General features: G+C 65.0%; 16 protein-coding genes, 1 tRNA gene and 1 pseudogene. 9 read left to right on the top strand and 9 right to left on the bottom strand.

Annotated features, from left to right (window positions below; genetic code table 11):
• Nucleotides 1-82: 82 nt before the first annotated feature.
• The 4 genes from ACFP9U_RS09950 to ACFP9U_RS09935 form a co-directional block, all read right to left on the bottom strand.
• Nucleotides 83-496: a (deoxy)nucleoside triphosphate pyrophosphohydrolase gene (locus ACFP9U_RS09950; RefSeq protein WP_378621029.1), complete on the bottom strand. Its 414-nt coding sequence runs from the start codon at nucleotides 494-496 to the stop codon at nucleotides 83-85.
• 4 nt (nucleotides 497-500) lie between these two features.
• Nucleotides 501-1,283: a GNAT family N-acetyltransferase gene (locus ACFP9U_RS09945; RefSeq protein ID WP_378621028.1), complete on the bottom strand. Its 783-nt coding sequence runs from the start codon at nucleotides 1,281-1,283 to the stop codon at nucleotides 501-503.
• Complete coding sequence (gene argJ / locus ACFP9U_RS09940; RefSeq protein ID WP_378621026.1) at nucleotides 1,283-2,524, bottom strand: bifunctional glutamate N-acetyltransferase/amino-acid acetyltransferase ArgJ; 1,242 nt, start codon at nucleotides 2,522-2,524, stop codon at nucleotides 1,283-1,285. The genes ACFP9U_RS09945 and argJ overlap by 1 nt, the downstream gene beginning before the upstream one ends.
• A 77-nt stretch (nucleotides 2,525-2,601) precedes the next feature.
• Entirely contained in the window at nucleotides 2,602-2,859 is a 258-nt protein-coding gene (locus ACFP9U_RS09935; RefSeq protein ID WP_378621025.1) for a hypothetical protein, read from the bottom strand.
• A gap of 103 nt (nucleotides 2,860-2,962) precedes the next feature.
• Between ACFP9U_RS09935 and ACFP9U_RS09930 the strand changes: the two genes are divergently transcribed.
• The gene (locus tag ACFP9U_RS09930) at nucleotides 2,963-3,580 is read left to right on the top strand and encodes a TetR/AcrR family transcriptional regulator (RefSeq protein WP_378621023.1); all 618 of its coding nucleotides are present in this window, start codon (nucleotides 2,963-2,965) and stop codon (nucleotides 3,578-3,580) included.
• Nucleotides 3,581-3,704: 124 nt separating this feature from the next.
• Here ACFP9U_RS09930 and ACFP9U_RS09925 read toward each other — a convergent pair whose 3' ends face one another.
• A complete protein-coding gene (locus ACFP9U_RS09925) occupies nucleotides 3,705-4,622 on the bottom strand; it encodes a peptidylprolyl isomerase (RefSeq protein WP_378621022.1) in 918 nt (305 codons plus the stop codon).
• Nucleotides 4,623-4,895: 273 nt separating this feature from the next.
• Between ACFP9U_RS09925 and secA the strand changes: the two genes are divergently transcribed.
• The 3 genes from secA (at nucleotide 4,896) to ACFP9U_RS09910 (ending at nucleotide 10,526) form a co-directional block, all read left to right on the top strand.
• Nucleotides 4,896-7,622 (top strand): preprotein translocase subunit SecA, encoded by a 2,727-nt coding sequence (gene secA / locus ACFP9U_RS09920; protein WP_378621020.1) that lies wholly within the window; start codon nucleotides 4,896-4,898, stop codon nucleotides 7,620-7,622.
• 216 nt (nucleotides 7,623-7,838) lie between these two features.
• Nucleotides 7,839-9,248 (top strand): lipopolysaccharide biosynthesis protein, encoded by a 1,410-nt coding sequence (locus ACFP9U_RS09915; RefSeq protein WP_378621018.1) that lies wholly within the window; start codon nucleotides 7,839-7,841, stop codon nucleotides 9,246-9,248.
• Nucleotides 9,249-10,526 (top strand): GNAT family N-acetyltransferase, encoded by a 1,278-nt coding sequence (locus tag ACFP9U_RS09910; protein WP_378621017.1) that lies wholly within the window; start codon nucleotides 9,249-9,251, stop codon nucleotides 10,524-10,526. It abuts the gene before it with no gap.
• A gap of 167 nt (nucleotides 10,527-10,693) precedes the next feature.
• Here the strand turns inward: ACFP9U_RS09910 and ACFP9U_RS09905 are convergent, their stop codons facing one another.
• Nucleotides 10,694-11,530 (bottom strand): class I SAM-dependent methyltransferase, encoded by an 837-nt coding sequence (locus ACFP9U_RS09905; protein ID WP_378621015.1) that lies wholly within the window; start codon nucleotides 11,528-11,530, stop codon nucleotides 10,694-10,696.
• 108 nt (nucleotides 11,531-11,638) lie between these two features.
• Here ACFP9U_RS09905 and ACFP9U_RS09900 point away from each other — a divergent pair, with 108 nt between their 5' ends.
• The 3 genes and pseudogenes from ACFP9U_RS09900 to ACFP9U_RS09890 form a co-directional block, all read left to right on the top strand.
• Nucleotides 11,639-12,775: an ABC transporter substrate-binding protein gene (locus tag ACFP9U_RS09900; RefSeq protein ID WP_378621014.1), complete on the top strand. Its 1,137-nt coding sequence runs from the start codon at nucleotides 11,639-11,641 to the stop codon at nucleotides 12,773-12,775.
• Nucleotides 12,765-13,841: a FecCD family ABC transporter permease gene (locus tag ACFP9U_RS09895; RefSeq protein WP_378621012.1), complete on the top strand. Its 1,077-nt coding sequence runs from the start codon at nucleotides 12,765-12,767 to the stop codon at nucleotides 13,839-13,841. Before ACFP9U_RS09900 ends, ACFP9U_RS09895 begins: the two co-directional genes overlap by 11 nt.
• Nucleotides 13,835-14,584 (top strand): annotated as a pseudogene (locus ACFP9U_RS09890) (ABC transporter ATP-binding protein); the annotation flags it as partial. The gene ACFP9U_RS09895 and the pseudogene ACFP9U_RS09890, both read left to right, overlap by 7 nt.
• 352 nt (nucleotides 14,585-14,936) lie before the next feature.
• Here ACFP9U_RS09890 and ACFP9U_RS09885 read toward each other — a convergent pair.
• Nucleotides 14,937-15,021, bottom strand: a tRNA-Leu gene (locus ACFP9U_RS09885).
• Nucleotides 15,022-15,234: 213 nt separating this feature from the next.
• On the opposite strand from ACFP9U_RS09885, the gene ACFP9U_RS09880 reads away from it, so the two are divergent.
• Together ACFP9U_RS09880 and ACFP9U_RS09875 are read left to right on the top strand one after the other, a co-directional pair.
• A complete protein-coding gene (locus tag ACFP9U_RS09880) occupies nucleotides 15,235-15,816 on the top strand; it encodes a YqaA family protein (protein WP_378621011.1) in 582 nt (193 codons plus the stop codon).
• Between the two features lie 7 nt (nucleotides 15,817-15,823).
• Nucleotides 15,824-16,327, top strand: coding sequence for a disulfide bond formation protein B (locus ACFP9U_RS09875; protein ID WP_378621009.1), 504 nt, complete (start codon nucleotides 15,824-15,826; stop codon nucleotides 16,325-16,327).
• A 14-nt stretch (nucleotides 16,328-16,341) separates the two neighbouring features.
• Here ACFP9U_RS09875 and ACFP9U_RS09870 read toward each other — a convergent pair whose 3' ends face one another.
• The gene (locus ACFP9U_RS09870) at nucleotides 16,342-16,899 is read right to left on the bottom strand and encodes an HNH endonuclease (protein ID WP_378621008.1); all 558 of its coding nucleotides are present in this window, start codon (nucleotides 16,897-16,899) and stop codon (nucleotides 16,342-16,344) included.
• A 132-nt stretch (nucleotides 16,900-17,031) separates the two neighbouring features.
• Nucleotides 17,032-17,388 (bottom strand): DNA-3-methyladenine glycosylase family protein (locus tag ACFP9U_RS09865; protein WP_378621006.1); only part of this gene is annotated, 357 nt, incomplete at its 5' end.

The following is a 17,388-nucleotide window of genomic DNA, read 5'->3' as shown; positions in this document are numbered from 1 at the left end:
ATGCTGGTTGCTGTCCTGCGGCCGGCCGCCGCAGGCTAAAATTCGCACTTTCGGCTAAAGGAACGATTAACGTCGTGCGCTGCTAGAGCAGGTCGATCAGGAAGGGGATGAGCGGCGCATCGGCCGGCGGCATGGGGTATTCACGCAATCGCTGCGGGCGCACCCATTTGATCGCCTGCCCTTCGCGCGGCCCCGGTATTCCCCAGAAGCGCCGACATACATAGAGCGGCATGAGGAGATGGAAATCCTCATAGGTATGGCTCGCGAAGGTGAGCGGTGCCAGGCATGCCTTCTTGGTCTCGACGCCGAGTTCTTCGTGAAGCTCCCGCACGACCGTGTCTTCCGGCGCCTCGCCGGCTTCCACCTTGCCGCCGGGAAACTCCCACAGCCCGGCCATGGGCTTGTCCTTTGGCCGCTGCGCGATCAGCACGCGACCGTCGGGATCGATCAGGGCACATGCAGCGACGAGCAGGACCGGTTTCACGGGAATGTCCATGGGCTCAGCCCTCGCGCGGCGGCTGGCGGTAGTGGTAGCGGTAGAGTTCGGTGAATCCGAGCGACCGATAAAGTCCGAGTGCGGCCTCGTTGTCCGCCTCCACTTGCAGCCACGCCTCCTTCGCACCGTGCGAATGGGCCCATTTGAGCGCCGAGGTGATGGTGCGCCGTCCGAACCCTCTGCCGCGCTGGGCGGCCGACGTGGCGATCTCGAACAGCCCCGCCAGGCGGCCGTCATGGACGCAGATGGCGGTCGCCACCGGCCTGTCCTGGTCTTCAAGGACGAAGAGGCCGGCATCCGCCTTGATCGCGCTGACCACCTCGGTGAAGCCGGGCCGCAGCTCCGCCTCATAGCCATGCACCTGGAAGGCGGCAGAGACGAAGCGGTTCAGGTCCTTGAGCGGGATCTGGTGCATCGCTTGCCCGACGGCCCGCTCGGTGAGCGGCATGCGCATGACCAGCGAAGGCCGCAGCGTCGTCCAGCCTAGTTCGTCCAGATGGGCGGAGATGGCGGGCGCGGCGAGCGGCGAAATGCGGAAGGTGAGCGGCCGCCCGTAAGCCTCGAAGCGGCGCGCCAGGCGTTCGATGCGTTCGTCGAGATTGCGGTCGTCCCCGGGATCGAGCGGATTGACCGAATTCAGCCGGCCCGCCGGGTGGCTGGCCGTCAGCCGCACCGCCCAGGCTCCGTCATAATGGACGGAGGTGGCCGGCCAGGCACGGAACCCCGCCGCCTCGAAGCGGCGGATGTCAGCCAGTTTCTCGCTCGCCTTGCGCCCCACCTCGACCATCAACTCCTGTAATCGCCATTGATGGCGACATACTCCTTGGTGAGATCGCAAGTCCAGACCGTGGCCTTGCCGCGGCCGATGCCGAGATCGACGCGGATCGTGATTTCGTCCTGCTTCATATAGGCCGAGGCCTGTTCTTCCGAGTAGTCCGGATCCCGCTCACCCTCGTGGGCCACGCGGATGTCGCCGAACCAGATGGCGAGCAGGTCGCGCTCTGCCGGCTCGCCGGCCTTGCCGACGGCCATCACGACGCGGCCCCAATTGGCATCCTCGCCGGCGATCGCAGTCTTGACCAGTGGGGAATTGGCGATGGAGAGCGCGATGCGCTTGGCCGAACGCGCGGACCTCGCGCCCGTGACCGTCACCTCCACCTGTTTGCGTGCGCCCTCCCCGTCACGCACCACCTGCAGCGCAAGCTGCTTGAGCAGCCGCCCTAGCGCGCGGCGGAAGGGCACGAGCCGGGGATCCCGGACATCCGTGATCCGGGGCGCGCCGTGCGCGGCGGCCTGCCCGGTGGCAAACAGCATGAGCGTGTCGCTCGTCGACGTATCGCTGTCCACCGTGACCGCGTTGAAGGTCTTCGCCGTCGCCTTGGAAAGAAGCTCTTGCAGGACGGGCGCGGCAATCGGCGCGTCGGTCGCCGCGAAGGAAAGCATGGTCGCCATGTCGGGTGCGATCATGCCGGCGCCCTTGGCGATGCCGTTGATGGTGACCTCGGCTTCGCCCAGCCGCGCCGTCGCCGTGAGCATCTTGGGATAGGTGTCGGTGGTCATGATCGCCCGTGCCGCCTCGTCCCAGCCCTGTGGCCGGGCTTCCGAGACCAGGTTCCCAAGCAGATGAGCGAAGCGGTCCGCCGCGAGCGGCTCGCCGATGACGCCCGTCGACGCAAGGAACACCTCGCCCTCGCCGGCACCCGCCGCCCGTGCGGCGGCCCCGCCCGTCAATGCCGTCGCCTCACGCCCTTTGCGGCCGGTAAAGGCGTTGGCGTTGCCCGAATTGACGACGAGAATGCGCGCCCGCCCGCCGGAAAGATTGCGCCGGCAATATTCCACCGGCGCGGAAGGGCATTTGGAGCGGGTGAAGACGCCCGCCACCTCGGTGCCCTCCTCGAACACCATCACCATCAGGTCCTTGCGGCCCTCGTACTTGATGCCGGCTTCGGCGGTGGCGATGCGCACCCCTTCTATGATGGGCATTTGCGGGTAACGTTTCGGCGCGAGCGGCGAGACGGCTGCTGGCATGGCATGTCCGGGAACAGAAGCGTTGTCTAACGCCCCTCTGCCCCATCGCAGCAGCCGACGCAAGCCGAAACCGTCCTTCACTGGCGTAGCGGCGGATTGAGAAAACCGCGGAATGTCCGCTGCACGAAGGGAATAAGCCCCCAGATCATGGCGAACACGATGATGGGGACAATCACGAGCGTGCGCTGCCAAAGCAGCCATCCTTCCGTGAGCGGAAAGACGAGATAGAGGATGCCTGTGACCAGCGGGTAGACACCCGCAAATACGAGCGCGGCAAAGCGGGTCCGCGAAAAGCGCGTGGCCGTGGCGGCGGAGCGGGGACTGCGATCAGTCATGATTTGCCTCCAATAGAAACGGAACGTATCGTTATATAAAACGCATCGTTTCGTTTCGTCAAGGGATCATGCTACGGTTGCCGCAGGAAATTTGGAGGAGCCGATGGACGAGGAAGACGACAAGCCGGCTCGCCGCTCGATCGGCGCCCGCCGCAATCCGGAAACGGAAGAGGCGATCCTGGAGGCCGCAGAGGAGGTCCTGCAGGAAGCGGGCTATACCGGCTTCTCCATCGAAGCGGTGGCCCGGCGCGCCCGGGCGGGCAAGCCCACCATCTATCGCTGGTGGCGCGGCAAGGCCGACCTGCTGCTCGACGTCTACCGGCGGCAGAAGGGAGATTTCCCGTTCCCGGACACCGGAGATCTTGAAAAGGACCTGGCGCGCTTTGCCGGCATGATCCTTCATTACTGGCGCGCAAACCCGTCGGGGCAGATCTTTCGTTCGATCCTAGCCGAAGCGCAGCACGACGAGGTCGCTGCCGAGGGTGTGAAGGCGTATGCGCTCGACCGCCGCACCTATATGGCCGGAATGGTGAAGCGGGCGCAGGACCGGGGCGATGTGGCTCCCGACATCGATCCGGAGTTGGTCGCCGAACTCGTCCAGTCCTTCGTCTGGACGCGGCTCTTCACCGATCGCGGAGAGGCAAGCGAGGAGGAGTTGGGCGACGTCATGCGCATCATTGTACGCGGCGCGGCCCACGAGCGGGTGGATACGGAACGATAGCGCAGTTCAAGATCTGGACCGACTTTCGTTCCCGGTCATGAAAACAATTCGGACTCTATCGCCGTCCAGAAAAGCCGCGGAAGCATGCACTCCCACGGCTTGAAAAGCGAAGGGGCGAAACCGCCTACGGCTGGCTCTCGCCATCCGGGGCCGGGCTTTCGGCCTCCGCCTCGGCGGCGCCCATCTGCTGTTGGAAGAGCTGATCCACGGAGGACTTCAGTTCCTCGTTCGGGATCTCCACTTCGGCCGCCTCGCGCAGCGCGCCCAGCTGCTCGACATATTTGTCGCGCACGAGAAGCGAGCGGATCTGGTTCTGCACCTGCTCGAACGCCGGCGGCTCCTGCATGCGCTTGTCCTCGACCTTGATCACGTGCCAGCCGAACTGCGTCTCGACCGGCTCCTGCGTGTAGCTGCCGGGCTCCAGGGCGAAGGCGGCCTCTTCGAAGGCCGGCACCATGCGTCCCTGGGTGAAATAACCGAGATCGCCACCCTGCGCGGCCGAGCCGTCCTGCGAATGCTCCTCGGCGATTTCGGCGAAATCGCCCCCTTCTTGGAGCTGCTGGATGATATTCTTCGCTTCTTCCTCGGTCTCGACAAGGATGTGGCGGGCGCGGACTTCTTCCTCCTGCGGCAGGTTGGCGACCTCCGCCTCATAGCGGGCGCGCATCTCCTCCTCGGTGATGCTCTGAACCACGTTCTGGTCGACGAAGGCGCTATGGAGCGCGCGGTTGCGCAGGAATTCCATCCGATGCTGGAAGTCCTCGCTTTCGTCGATCTGCTTCTCCTCGGCCTCCGAGGCGAACAGCCGCACATCGATGATCGCCGAAAGGGCGGCCGCGCGGCGCTGCTCCTCGGGCATCTGTCCGGCCTGGGGGACGAGTTCCTGTTCGGCCAGAGCCAGGTCGGCCTCGGTGATGGGCTGGCCGTTCAGCGTAGCGACGACGCCGTCATCCTGCGCCAGCGCCGGTGTCGCGCCGAAAGCGGCAGCCAGCACCACCGCGCCGGCGCGCGCAACGAAAAAGCGGCGGAAAGATCTGTTCATGGGAATTTCTCCAGTCCTGGGTCTCGGGGCGTCTGCTTGGACGTATGGCGCACCCTTCAAAGCGACCATGAATATGGCGGATTTTTGCGGTCCAGCGCGGGTTTGGCGCGAAGTTGACATCGTGGGTAGCCCCTCTTATCTCTCCTTCGACCCTGCGTCCAGAACCCCACCGTTTCCGGGCGCGCCTTCAGCTGTTAGTTCGCGCCGGGGTATAACTGGCGAAACGAGCCGGTGACCAGCCATCGGCGCATCGCGAATTGAAAGGACCAGATAATGGTCGGTTTCGGCGGTATCGCCCGCAAGATTTTCGGCTCAGCCAATGAGCGCCGCATCAAAGGCTCCCGCCCCCGTGTCGAAGCGATCAACGCTCTGGAAGGCGAGATGCAGGCGCTTTCCGACGAGGCGCTGCGCGGCAAGACCGAGGAATTCCGCAAGAAGCTGGCCGACGGCGCGCGCCTCGACGATCTCCTGGTGCCCGCCTTCGCGGCGGTGCGGGAAGCCTCGCGCCGGGCGCTCGGGCTGCGTCCCTTCGACGTTCAGCTCATCGGCGGCATGGTGCTGCACGAGGGGTCCATCGCGGAGATGAAGACCGGCGAAGGCAAGACCCTGGTGGCGACGCTCCCCGTTTACCTGAATGCGCTGACCGGCAAGGGCGTGCATGTCGTCACGGTCAACGACTACCTAGCCAGCCGCGACGCCGAATGGATGGGCAAGCTCTATGGCTTCCTGGGCCTGACCACCGGCGTTATCGTGCACGGCCTGTCCGACGACGAGCGCCGCGCGGCCTACGCCTGCGACGTCACCTACGGCACCAACAACGAGCTCGGCTTCGATTACCTGCGCGACAACATGAAATATGAGCGCACCCAGATGGTGCAGCGCGGCCACTACTACGCCATCGTCGACGAGGTGGACTCGATCCTGATCGACGAAGCCCGCACGCCGCTGATCATTTCCGGCCCGCTCGACGACCGGTCCGAGCTTTACACCACGATCGACTCCTTCATCCTTAAGCTTGACGAGGGCGACTACGAAATCGACGAGAAGCAGCGCACCGCCACCTTCACCGAGGAAGGCACGGAAAAGGTGGAAGAGCTGCTGCGCGAGGCGGACCTCTTCAAGGGCGAGTCGCTCTACGACGTCGAGAACGTCGCCATCGTCCATCACCTCAACAACGCTCTCAAGGCGCACAAGCTCTTCCAGCGCGACAAGGATTATATCGTCCGCAACGGCGATCTCATCATCATCGACGAGTTCACCGGCCGCATGATGCCCGGCCGGCGCTACTCGGAAGGCCTGCATCAGGCACTCGAGGCGAAGGAGCACGTCAAGATCCAGCCCGAGAACCAGACGCTGGCCTCCATCACCTTCCAGAACTATTTCCGCATGTACGACAAGCTCGCCGGCATGACCGGCACGGCGTCGACGGAAGCGGAGGAGTTCGGCAACATCTATGGTCTCGATGTGGCCGAGGTCCCGACCAACCTGCCCGTCCAGCGCCTCGACGAGGACGACGAGGTCTATCGCACGGTCGAGGAGAAGTATCGGGCGATCGTTAATGAGATCAAGGAGGCGCGGGCGAAGGGCCAGCCGATCCTGGTCGGCACCACGTCGATCGAAAAGTCGGAATATCTGGCCGAAAGGCTGCGCAAGGAAGGCATCAAGGATTTCGAGGTCCTGAACGCCCGCCACCATGAGCGCGAGGCCTCCATCGTCGCCCAGGCCGGCAAGCCCGGCGCCATCACCATTGCCACCAACATGGCCGGCCGCGGTACCGACATCCAGCTCGGCGGCAACCCCGACATGCGCATCGCCGACGAGCTTGGCGACATGCCTGAAGGGCCCGAACGCGAAGCGAAGGAAAAGGCCATCCGCGAGGATGTGCAGCGGCTGAAGGAAAAGGCTATTGCCGCCGGCGGCCTCTACGTGCTGGCCACCGAGCGCCACGAGAGCCGCCGCATCGACAACCAGCTTCGCGGCCGTTCCGGCCGCCAGGGTGACCCCGGCCGCTCCAAGTTCTACCTGTCGCTCCAGGACGACCTCATGCGCATCTTTGGCTCCGACCGAATGGACGGCATGCTGCAGAAGCTGGGGCTGAAGGAGGACGAGGCCATCGTCCATCCATGGATCAACAAGGCGCTGGAAAAGGCCCAGAAGAAGGTCGAGGCGCGCAACTTCGACATCCGCAAGAACCTGCTCAAGTTCGACGACGTGATGAACGACCAACGCAAGGTCGTCTTCGAGCAGCGGATCGAACTGATGGATGGCGAGAACCTCTCCGAGACCGTCGCCGAAATGCGCCAGGATGTCATCGACGAACTGGTGGACCGGCACATCCCGGAAAAGGCCTATGCCGAGCAGTGGGACGCCAAGGGGCTCAAGGAAGGCGTGCTGGCGAGCCTCAATCTGGACCTGCCCATCGACGAGTGGGTTCAGGAAGAAGGCATCGCCGAGGACGACATCCGCGCCCGCATCACCGAGGCCGCCGACAAGGCTGCGGCCGAGCGGGCCGAGCGCTTCGGTCCCGACATCATGACCTATGTCGAAAAATCGATCCTGCTCCAGACACTCGACCACCTGTGGCGCGAGCATCTCGTCAATCTCGACCATCTGCGGTCGGTCGTCGGTTTCCGCGGCTATGCCCAGCGCGACCCGCTCAACGAATACAAGACCGAATCCTTCGAGCTCTTCCAGTCGATGCTGGCCAATTTGCGCCAGGTGGTGACGGCGCAGCTCATGCGCGTGGAGCTGGTGCGCGAGGCCGCCGACGCCCCGCCGCCGAAAACACCTGACATGGAAGCCCATCACGTCGACGAGACCACCGGCGAGGACGAGTTCGACGGTGACACGATGACCCTGGCCCGCGCCGAGACGGGCACCGTGCCGGCTGCGGAGCGCGATCCGAAAAATCCGTCCACCTGGGGCAAGGTCGGCCGCAACGAAGCCTGCCCCTGCGGCTCCGGCAAGAAGTACAAGCACTGCCACGGGGCATTTGCGTAGAGCGCCGGATCATCATCCCGGCCGGCCTCCGGCAGCAAACAACGGTGCTGCTGCGGCTGGGAACCGCATGTTCGACGGTTCCACGGCCGGCAGGTCCAAGGCTCCCCCGCGATCGGCCGGGATAACGCGGGCAGCTGACCCCCCCACCCTTTTCGCAACGTGCTCTTAAAGACTCTGCGCTAGAACGCCCCGTCAATGTGAAGCGGAGAGTAGTGCGTGCGCTTCTCAGCAGCAACGACTGCAGAACGTCTCCTGCCGGGGCGGCTGGCCGCGCGTGCGCGGCCCTGGGCGGAGCGTTTCGATACGCTGATGCGCTCGCCCGACGCGCGCGGCGAGGCCGGGCGCATGACGATCATCGTCTTCCTGGCGCGCATCGTGAACGCCGCCATCGCCTTTTTGAGCCAGGTGCTGCTCGCCCGCTACATGGGAGGGTTCGAATACGGCATCTTCGTTCTCGTCTGGGTGACGGTCATCATCCTCGGCAGCATCTCCTGCCTCGGGCTCGACACCTCCGTCATCCGTTTCATCCCGGAGTATCGTGCGCGCGGCCAGATGGCGGAGCTGCGCGGCATTCTCATCGCCGGCCGTCTCTTCGTGCTGCTGTTCTCCAGCGCCTGTGCCGCACTCGGCGCGCTCGGCATTTGGTTCCTGCAGGGGTGGATCGAAAGCTATTATGTGGTGCCCTTCTACCTGAGTCTCGTCTGCCTGCCGATGATCGCGCTCGGCGACCAGCTCGAGGGTGTGGCCAGGGCCAATTCCTGGGCGCTGTGGGCCATGGCGCCGGCCTACTTCATGCGCCCGCTGCTCATCCTGGTTTTCCTATGGGCGGGCTACGCCGCCGGCTATACGCCCAACGCAACCACCGCCATGGTCGCCGCGATCCTCGCCACCTACGCGACGACGCTCGTCCAGCTCGCCGTCGTCGGCACGCGCGCCGAACGCGGGCTTAAGGAACGGCCGCGCTTCCTGCCCCGGTATTGGGCCGCGGTATCGCTGCCGATCTTCCTCGTCGAAGGCTTCTTCTTCCTGTTGACCAACGCCGACGTGCTGATGGTCGGCCGCTTCCTGCCGCCCACCGACGTCGCCGTCTACTACGCAGCAGTGAAGACCCTGGCGCTGGTCCATTTCGTCTCCTTCGCGGTGAAGGCGGGCGCGGCGCAGCGCTACGCCGCCTTCCTGCACAGCGGCGAGACGGCGGCACTGGCGCGCTTTGCCCGTGAGACGGTCTCCTGGTCCTTCTGGCCTTCTCTCGCCATGGGGCTGGTCGTTCTCCTCCTGGGCAAACCCATACTCATGCTGTTCGGCCCGGGCTTCGAGGCCGGCTATCCGCTTCTCTTCCTGCTCGTCGTGGCGATCGTCTGCCGCTCGGCTGTCGGACCGGCCGAGGCGCTTTTGACGATGAGCGGCCACCAGAACGCCTGCGCCGCCGTCTATGCGGCGACCCTGGCGATCAATATCGGCCTGAACATTCTCCTCATTCCGGCGCTCGGCCTTTGGGGTGCCGCATTGGCTACAACCGTCGCCGTGCTTTTCGAGGCCGCAATGCTTTCCCTGACCGTCTGGCGCAGGCTCGGCATCGCTATGGCCGTGTTCCTGCCGGCGACACCACGAAAGGAGGCGCTCTAGATGGCAGCCACCCCCATTGTCGAAGAGATCGGCGGCGCCTCGGGCGCCCTTGTCGGGCATCTTGCCGGCATCCGGGAGACACCGGAGGGGGCCGACCTGGAGCTCTTCTCCTCCACCCGGCCGTTGCGAAAGCTTGCCATCTATTCCGCCTCCGCCGGTTTCGACCTCGTCGACGAGCTCGACCATCTGTGCGCCCGCGCCATAGAGCCGAACGTCTTCTTCAACCCGCGCTTTCTCGCACCCGCCATGCCCCGGCTGGAGGACCGGGAAGTGCGGCTTGCCGTCATTCGCGACGGCACGGAGGAGAGAAGCCGCCTGCGCCTTCTGGTACCTTTCTCGGTCGAACGCCCCGCCACTCCGCTTGGCGCCGCCGTCATGCGCACCTGGTCGAACCCCTTCGCACCGCTCGGCACCCCGCTCGTCGACTTCGACGATCCGCCGGGCGTGATCGAGGATTTCCTCGCCATCCTCGCCCGGCCGCATCTCGGCCTGCCGAAGGTGCTGGTGCTGCCGGAAACGCGTCTCGACGGCCCCTTCGCGGCCGCGCTGCGGGCAACCGCCGAGGCCGCCAATCTACCCTTGACGGTCGCGGCGACGGCCGAGCGCCCGTTCCTGCAAAGCACGCTCGACGGCGAATCCTATCTGCGCAACAGCCTGCGCACCCATCACTACCGGGAGTTCCGGCGCCTCAAGCGCCGACTGGCCGAGCAGGGCCGGCTGGAACACCACATCGCCCGTACCGCCCAGGAAATCAGGAACGGCATCGAGACCTTTCTGAGCCTGGAAGCTTCCGGCTGGAAAGGCCGCGAGCGCACGGCGATGGCCGTGGACCGTTATCGCGCCGCCTTCGCCCGCGAGGCCGTCGACAGGCTGGGCGAGCGCGATCTTTGCCGCATTCACACACTCACGCTCGATGAAAAACCGATCGCCTGCATCGTCGTTTTCGTGGAGTCGGGTGTCGCCTATACATGGAAGACGGCCTATGACGAAAGTTACGCGGCGTTTTCCCCCGGCACGCTCCTGATGATCGAGGTGACCAAGTGCCACCTTGAGGATCCCAATATCGACTGCACCGATTCGTGCGCCGTTCCCGACCATCCGGTGATGAGCCGGCTCTGGGCGGAACGTCGCTCGATCGCCACCTTTGTCATCGGCCTGACGCCGGGCAGCGAAAAGGCCGCCCACCAGGCCGCGGGGCAGATCCATTTCCACCGCGAAACCCGCAATATGATGCGCCTTCTGCGCAACCGGGTCCGCCGGCTGGTGAAACGCCGTTGAGGTGAAGGGACGCGCCAGCTTGCCGGTTCTATCCGATTGCAGGCGTCGGCGGCGGCGTCCCGCTCCCGGGTAGACGTCCGGTGCCTTCCGGCTGTGAGTGGCTTCGTCCCCTCCACACCACGCATCCGATCGGTGTCAAAGGAGGGTCATGCACCCTCGGCTTCGTTTTATCCGGTTGCGGCCGCGCTGAGGCGACGCTCCCGGGACGTCTTTGATACCTCCGCGCGCTTGCTCGCGCAGATCGCGTAACGGTATTGCACCGCGCGCTCCAGCGCCTTGAGAAAGCCCATATGCCGCGCCTGGGCCCGATGAATGGCGCCGAGGCGCTTATCGATCACCGGCTCCAGGAAGCCTGCCTCTAAAACAAGCCGGCTTATTTGCTCCGCTCTGGCGCCCCGGGAAAAATAAACGCGTGACAGGATGCTGTGGTGTCTCGCCCGCATCTCGGCATCAAGGGCGGACGGTTCCTCCTTTTCGGGACGGAGCTTCTCGATGACCCTGCGCATGCGGCTCACCCAGGTCTCGGTGACGAAGTCGCCGTCGACGATCAGCAGGCGCCCGCCGGGCTTCAGAAGCGAGAACCACTCGGTGAAGGCGGCCTGCGGGTCGACGAGGGTCCAGACAAGGTGGCGGGCGACGATCACGTCGTAGCTTTCAGGCTCCTCGAGCGTGCGTTCCGCATCGCCGAGCAGGAAGCGGATATCGCTATTGCGCTCCGCCGCCTTGGCGCGCGCCCTGGCGAGCATGGCCTCCGACCAGTCGAGACCGGTGACGGTATAGCCCAGATCGTGCATGAGGTGGGAGACCACGCCCGTGCCGCATGCAAGGTCGAGCGCCCGCCGCCGCTCCCCCGGCCCCAGATGCTTGAGGATCAGCCGGTGCCAGGCCGCGCGTTCCTCTTCCGAGAATATCTCGTGCCCCACCGAAAGATCGAAAGTCCCGGCACGCGCTGACCAGTAGTCGCGTATCTCGTCGCGCAGCGAATAGTTGCCCTGTCCTGACATCCCCGTCCAGCCGTCCACCAGTTTGGAACCGCTCTAAAAGATATTTCTTGAGAAAAGAAGTTGTATTTTATAAGTCGCGATCCAGAGTCAACTTTAAGCGGGACCACCATGAATTTTCATAAACTCGCAGCCGGCACAGCGGCCATCGTCGCAGTCCTGTCGACAACCCTCGTCGCCGGAGCCGAAACGGTCACGGTGACCGATGTCGCGGGCCGCGACGTCGAGGTCGACGTTCCCGTCGACCGGGTGATCCTGGGCGAAGGCCGGCAGGTCTATCTGGTGGCCGCACTTGATCCGGACGATCCGTTCAAGCGGGTGGTGGGTTGGCGCGACGATTTCAAAAGCGCCGATCCCGACAATTACGCATTCTATCTGGAAAAATTCCCGCAGATGGAGGAACTGCCCACCTTCGGCGGCTTCAAGGACGGCACTTTCGATGTCGAACAGGCGGTCTCCCTGGAACCCGACGTCGTCATCATGAACATCGAGTCCAGGCAGGCAACCGAGGACGCGCGGTATATCGAGAAGCTCGCCGCAGCCGGCGTTCCGCTCGTCTACGTCGATTTCCGCGAGCACCCCTTCACCAACACCGAGCCCAGCATGCGCCTGTTCGGCAAGCTTTTTGGCGAGGAGGAACGGGCCGAGGAGTTCATCGCCTGGCGCGCGGCCGAGATCAGGCGTGTGACGGACGTGATCGAGAAGGCGGATCCGCAACGTCCGGCCGTTTTCGTCGAACGCGCCGGCGGCTATTCGGATGACTGCTGCATGAGCTTCGGCGATGACAATTTCGGCAAGTTCGTCGAAATGGCCGGCGGCACGAACATCGCTAAGGAGATCATCCCCGGCACCTTCGGCACGGTGAACCCGGAGCAGATCATCGCCTCCGACCCCGACCAGATCATCATCACCGGCGGCTGGTGGGAAGCCTACGTGCCGGGGGGCGCCTGGGTCGGCGTCGGCCCCGGTCGGGACCAGGCGGAGGCCCTGCGCAAGCTCGAGGGGCTCACGGAGCGGCCGGCCTTCACCGGTGTCAGTGCGGTGGAGAACGGCCAGGTTCACGCCATCTGGCACCAGTTCTACAACAGCCCCTACCAGTTCGTCGCCATCCAGCAGATGGCGAAGTGGCTGCATCCGGAACTCTTCACCGACCTCGACCCCGAGGCGACGTTCGAGGAACTGCACGAGCGTTTCCTGCCCGTTGCCTACAAGCCGGGCCACTGGGTCTCGCTTACCGATGGCGAGTGAGAGGGCGATAGCAGCCACTGTCGAGACCGCCGGCGGGCGCGGGCGCTACCGCGCCCTCGTCTGGCGGCGGCAGCTGATTCTCGCCGGCCTTGGGGCGGCGCTCCTCTTCAGCCTCTGTGTCGACCTGGCGCTCGGGCCCGCCCGCTACGGCCTGGGCGAGGTGGTGCGGGCGCTGCTCACCCCGGATGCCGTCCCGCAACAGGTGCGGGTGGTCCTGTGGGAGATCCGCATGCCGGTGGCGCTGATGGCCGTGGTCGTCGGCGCGGCCCTGAGCGTTGCCGGCGCGCAGATGCAGACCATCCTCAACAACCCGCTTGCAAGTCCGTTCACCCTGGGCATTTCCGCCGCCGCCAGCTTCGGCGCCGCCCTGGCGCTCGCCTTCGGCGTGGCGCTCATCCCGGCGGCGATCGCGTATGTGGTGCCGGTCAACGCCTTCGTGATGGCCATGCTGGCCGCGTTCCTCATCCACCTGCTCAGCGTCAAGCGCGGGGTGACGGTCGAAACGATCGTGCTGCTCGGCATCGCGCTGGTCTTCACCTTCAACGCGCTGCTGGCGCTGGTCCAGTTCTTCGCCTCGGCCGAAGCGCTGGCGGCCGTCGTCTTCTGGACCATGGGCAGCCTGACCAAGGCCACCTGGCCCAAGCTCGCCGTCACCACGTTCGTGCTGGCGGCCGTCCTGCCGGTCTTCGCGCGGCGCGCCTGGGCACTGACGGCACTCAGGCTAGGGGAAGACAAGGCGGCAAGCTTCGGCATAAAGGTGGCGCGCCTCAGGATGGAGACCTTGATGCTGGTCAGCCTTCTCGCCGCCATTCCCGTCGCCTTCGTCGGCACGATCGGCTTCATCGGGCTGGTCGGCCCGCATATTGCGCGCATGATCATCGGCGAGGACCAGCGCTTCTTCCTGCCGGCTTCGGCGCTTTCCGGCGCGCTTATCCTCTCGGCCAGCTCCGTGGCGAGCAAATCCCTCGTACCCGGCACGGTGTTCCCGATTGGCATCGTCACCTCGCTGATCGGCATCCCGTTTTTCATCTCCCTCATCCTCTCCGGCACGAGGCGCTCATGGTGACCATCCGGCTCGAATCCCTCGGCGCACGCTATGGCCGGAAGCTACTGCTCGAAGGCGTGGCAACGCCGAAATTCCAAGGCGGCGACGTGGTGGCCGTCATCGGCCCGAACGCCGCCGGCAAGTCTACGCTCTTCAAGCGCGTGGCCGGTCTTTTGCCCGGGCCGGGGATCGTGCACGTGGAGGGAAACCGCAAAGGCCGCGACAGTATCTGCTACATGCCGCAGGATACATCCGCCAACGCGGTGCTCACCGTCTATGAATCGGTGCTGCTCGCCCGCAAGCAGGGGGCGGGTTGGTCGGTGGACGAGCAGGATCTCGCCCGCATCGACGAGGCCCTGACAGCGCTCGGCATCTCCGACATCGCGTTCCGCAACATCGGCGAGCTTTCCGGAGGCCAGCGCCAGCTCGCGAGCCTCGCCCAGACCCTGGTGCGCGAGCCGGAAATCCTGCTGATGGACGAGCCGACGTCGGCTCTCGACCTGTCGCGCCAGGTGGAAGTGCTCGGTCTGATGCGAAACCTTGCCCGGGCGCGCGGCATGGTCGTCCTGATTGCACTGCACGACCTCAACCATGCGCTGCGCTTCTGCGATCAGGCCATGGTGGTCGCAGGCGGCCGCCTCGTCGCCTGCGGGCCGGCGCCGGATATCATAACGCCGGCGCTGCTGCGCGAGATCTATCACGTCGAAGCCCGGATCGAGACCTGCTCCCACGGGCTCGGGCATATCATCGTCGACGGCGTGGCGGCCCAAAGCCGCACGTTCGCCTGGCCCGTCGCCGAATCGGAAATCGGCAAACCGGATCGCCAGCGCAGCGAAGGTGCTGCAATGACCGTCTAGGCATCGTGAAAGCGGCGGCAGCGGCGCTGATCCGGTATGTCGGCGCCGGCGGCAGCATATAGAGCCGCCCCATTGCCGCGAGCACGTGCTCGACGAGCAACGTGGGTGACTGTCTTCCCGGCCGATCTCATCGCCGGGCCGGGCTTGCGCGGAGTTTTGGTGCGCCATGACGGCGCGGTCTCGATGCTGAGCTGGTCCCGTTCGCAGCAAGCCTTCTCGGGCCGCGAGCGACCCTGTGAAGCCTTGGCGAAGGAAGGGGTGGTGCGGGCGGTCGGACTCGAACCGACACGTCTTGCGACGGCGGATTTTGAATCCGCTGCGTCTACCAATTCCGCCACGCCCGCACTTCTGCCGCTGATCCCGACCTCCGCGCCCTGCACCCATTCTGCACGTGCGCCTTTGGCCTTCTCCCGACAGAGGAAGCCGCACCTGATACAGGTGAGCCGGCGCGGACTATAAGGCCGGGCGCGGTGACGTCAACTCCCCTCGCAGTGGCGCCATTGCGCTTGCCCGGCGGGCCCGCTACATAGATTGCCTCGATCCAAGGGCGCTTCCCGATGCTTCGCAGACTCTACGACTTCACCATGTCGCTGGCGGCGACGCGGCATGCGGAAAAGGGGCTCGCGGGCGTCTCCTTCGTCGAGAGCTCGTTCTTTCCCATACCGCCGGACGTCCTCCTGATCCCCATGGTCCTTGCGGAGCGGACGCGCTGGTTGCGCTACGCCTTCATCTGCACCCTCGCCTCGGTCGTGGGCGCCCTTCTGGGCTATGCCATCGGCGCATTTCTCTATGAAGCCGTGGGCCAGCCGATCTTGAGCTTTTACGGGAAGGAGGACGCCTTTCAGCAGGTCGCCGAGTGGTACAACCGCTGGGGCGGATGGGGAGTTCTCTTCGCCGCCGTCACCCCCTTCCCCTATAAGGTGCTGACGATCTTTTCCGGCGCGACCGGGCTCAATCTGCCTGTCTTCATTGCCGTCTCAATCATCGGGCGCAGCCTGCGCTTCTTCCTCGTCTCCTGGCTGCTCTACATGTTCGGCCCGCCGATCCGCATTTTCATCGAGAAGAACCTGGGCCTTCTTTTCACCCTTTTCATGGTTTTGCTCATCGGCGGTTTCGCCGCCGTCAGATACGTCTTTTGAGGTTGTAATGTCGCTCACCCCCCCGACCGGCAAACTGCAGACCGCCGCCGCCGGTTTCCTCGCCTTCGCCATGGCGGTGACCGTAGGCACCGCGCTCGGCTTCGAGCACATCGGCGGCTTTATTCCCTGCAAATTGTGCCTAGAGCAGCGCGTCCCCTACTATATCGGCGTGCCGGTTATGCTCGTTGCGCTCACCTCGGCCGCCCTGCGCTGGCCGCCCGTCATCACCCGCGGCCTGCTGCTTACCGGCGGCCTCCTCATGCTGTGGGGCCTCGGCCTCGGCACCTACCACGCCGGCGTCGAATGGGGCTGGTGGGCGGGCCCCACCGATTGCGGCGTCGTCGCCCCCGTCGAGAGCGCCGGTAGCCTGCTCGACCAGCTCAACGAAGTCGTTCCGCCTGCCTGCGACGAGGCTGCCGGTCGCTTCCTGGGGCTTTCATTCGCCGGCTGGAACGTGGTGGCGAGCGCCATCCTGGCGGCGGTCGCCCTCAGCGGCGCTTTCAAGCGCTGAGAAGAACGGCAGGCTCACGGCTCCAGCTCGACATCCCAGTAGAGATAGTCCATCCAGCTTTCGTGCAGATAGTTGGGCGGGAAGAGCCGGCCGTTGTTGTGGAGGTCGAAGACGGTCGGTCGGAAGGGCTTCTGTTTCGGCCACATCTTCGCCTGCGCCGGCATGTAGCCGCCCTTCCTGAGATTGCAGGGCGAGCAGGCAGCGACGACGTTCTCCCACGAGGTGACCCCGCCGTGCCGGCGCGGAACGACGTGGTCGAAGGTCAGATCCTCGCGCGTCCCGCAATACTGGCACTGGAACCGGTCGCGCAGAAAGACGTTGAACCGCGTGAAGGCGGGGTAGCGGGACGGCTTCACGTAGGACTTGAGACTGACCACGCTGGGCAGCCGCATCGTGAAGGACGGTGACGAGATCGCGTGCTCGTACTCGGCGACGATGTTCACCCTGTCGAGGAACACGGCCTTGATCGCATCCTGCCACGACCACAGTGACAAGGGATAATAGCTGAGTGGACGATAGTCCGCGTTCAACACCAGAGCGGGCATGCCGTCTGGCGATACAGCGATCGTCACGTTCCTTGGGCTCCTTCGCTAGGCCGAACCGATCGACGCCGATACTGTAAGCAGGTGATGACAGGAATGTGAAGCGTCTAATCACGCTGCCAGCGCCGGCAAATATGACATTTGCCCCGTTTTTCCGGACTTTCAAGCCGCCGGAGCCGCTTCAAGACCCTTCATCTCACGATAATAGGCCCAAAAGAGCCGCGCGGCAGCCGAGCGCCAAGGGTTCCATGATTCGGCCATGGCAGCCAGACCTTTGATGTCCGGACGCGAATCAAGTTCGAAGGCGTGCGCCACCGCGCTTCTGAGCGCCACGTCCCCGGCCGGGAAGATGTCGGTATGCCCCGCCGCGACAAGCAGGTAGACCTGCGCCGTCCACGGGCCGATGCCTGGAACGGCCGTCATCGCTGCGATCGCATCGTCGGCCGGCAGCCGCCCGAGCCGGTCGAGATCGAGCGAACCCGCCTCGATGGCCTGACAAAGCGCCGCCAAGGCGCGCTG

This window comes from Nitratireductor sp. GCM10026969 (assembly GCF_042660605.1).
Taxonomy (GTDB): Bacteria; Pseudomonadota; Alphaproteobacteria; order Rhizobiales; family Rhizobiaceae; genus Chelativorans.
This window is presented reverse-complemented; position numbering and strand designations above follow the sequence as displayed.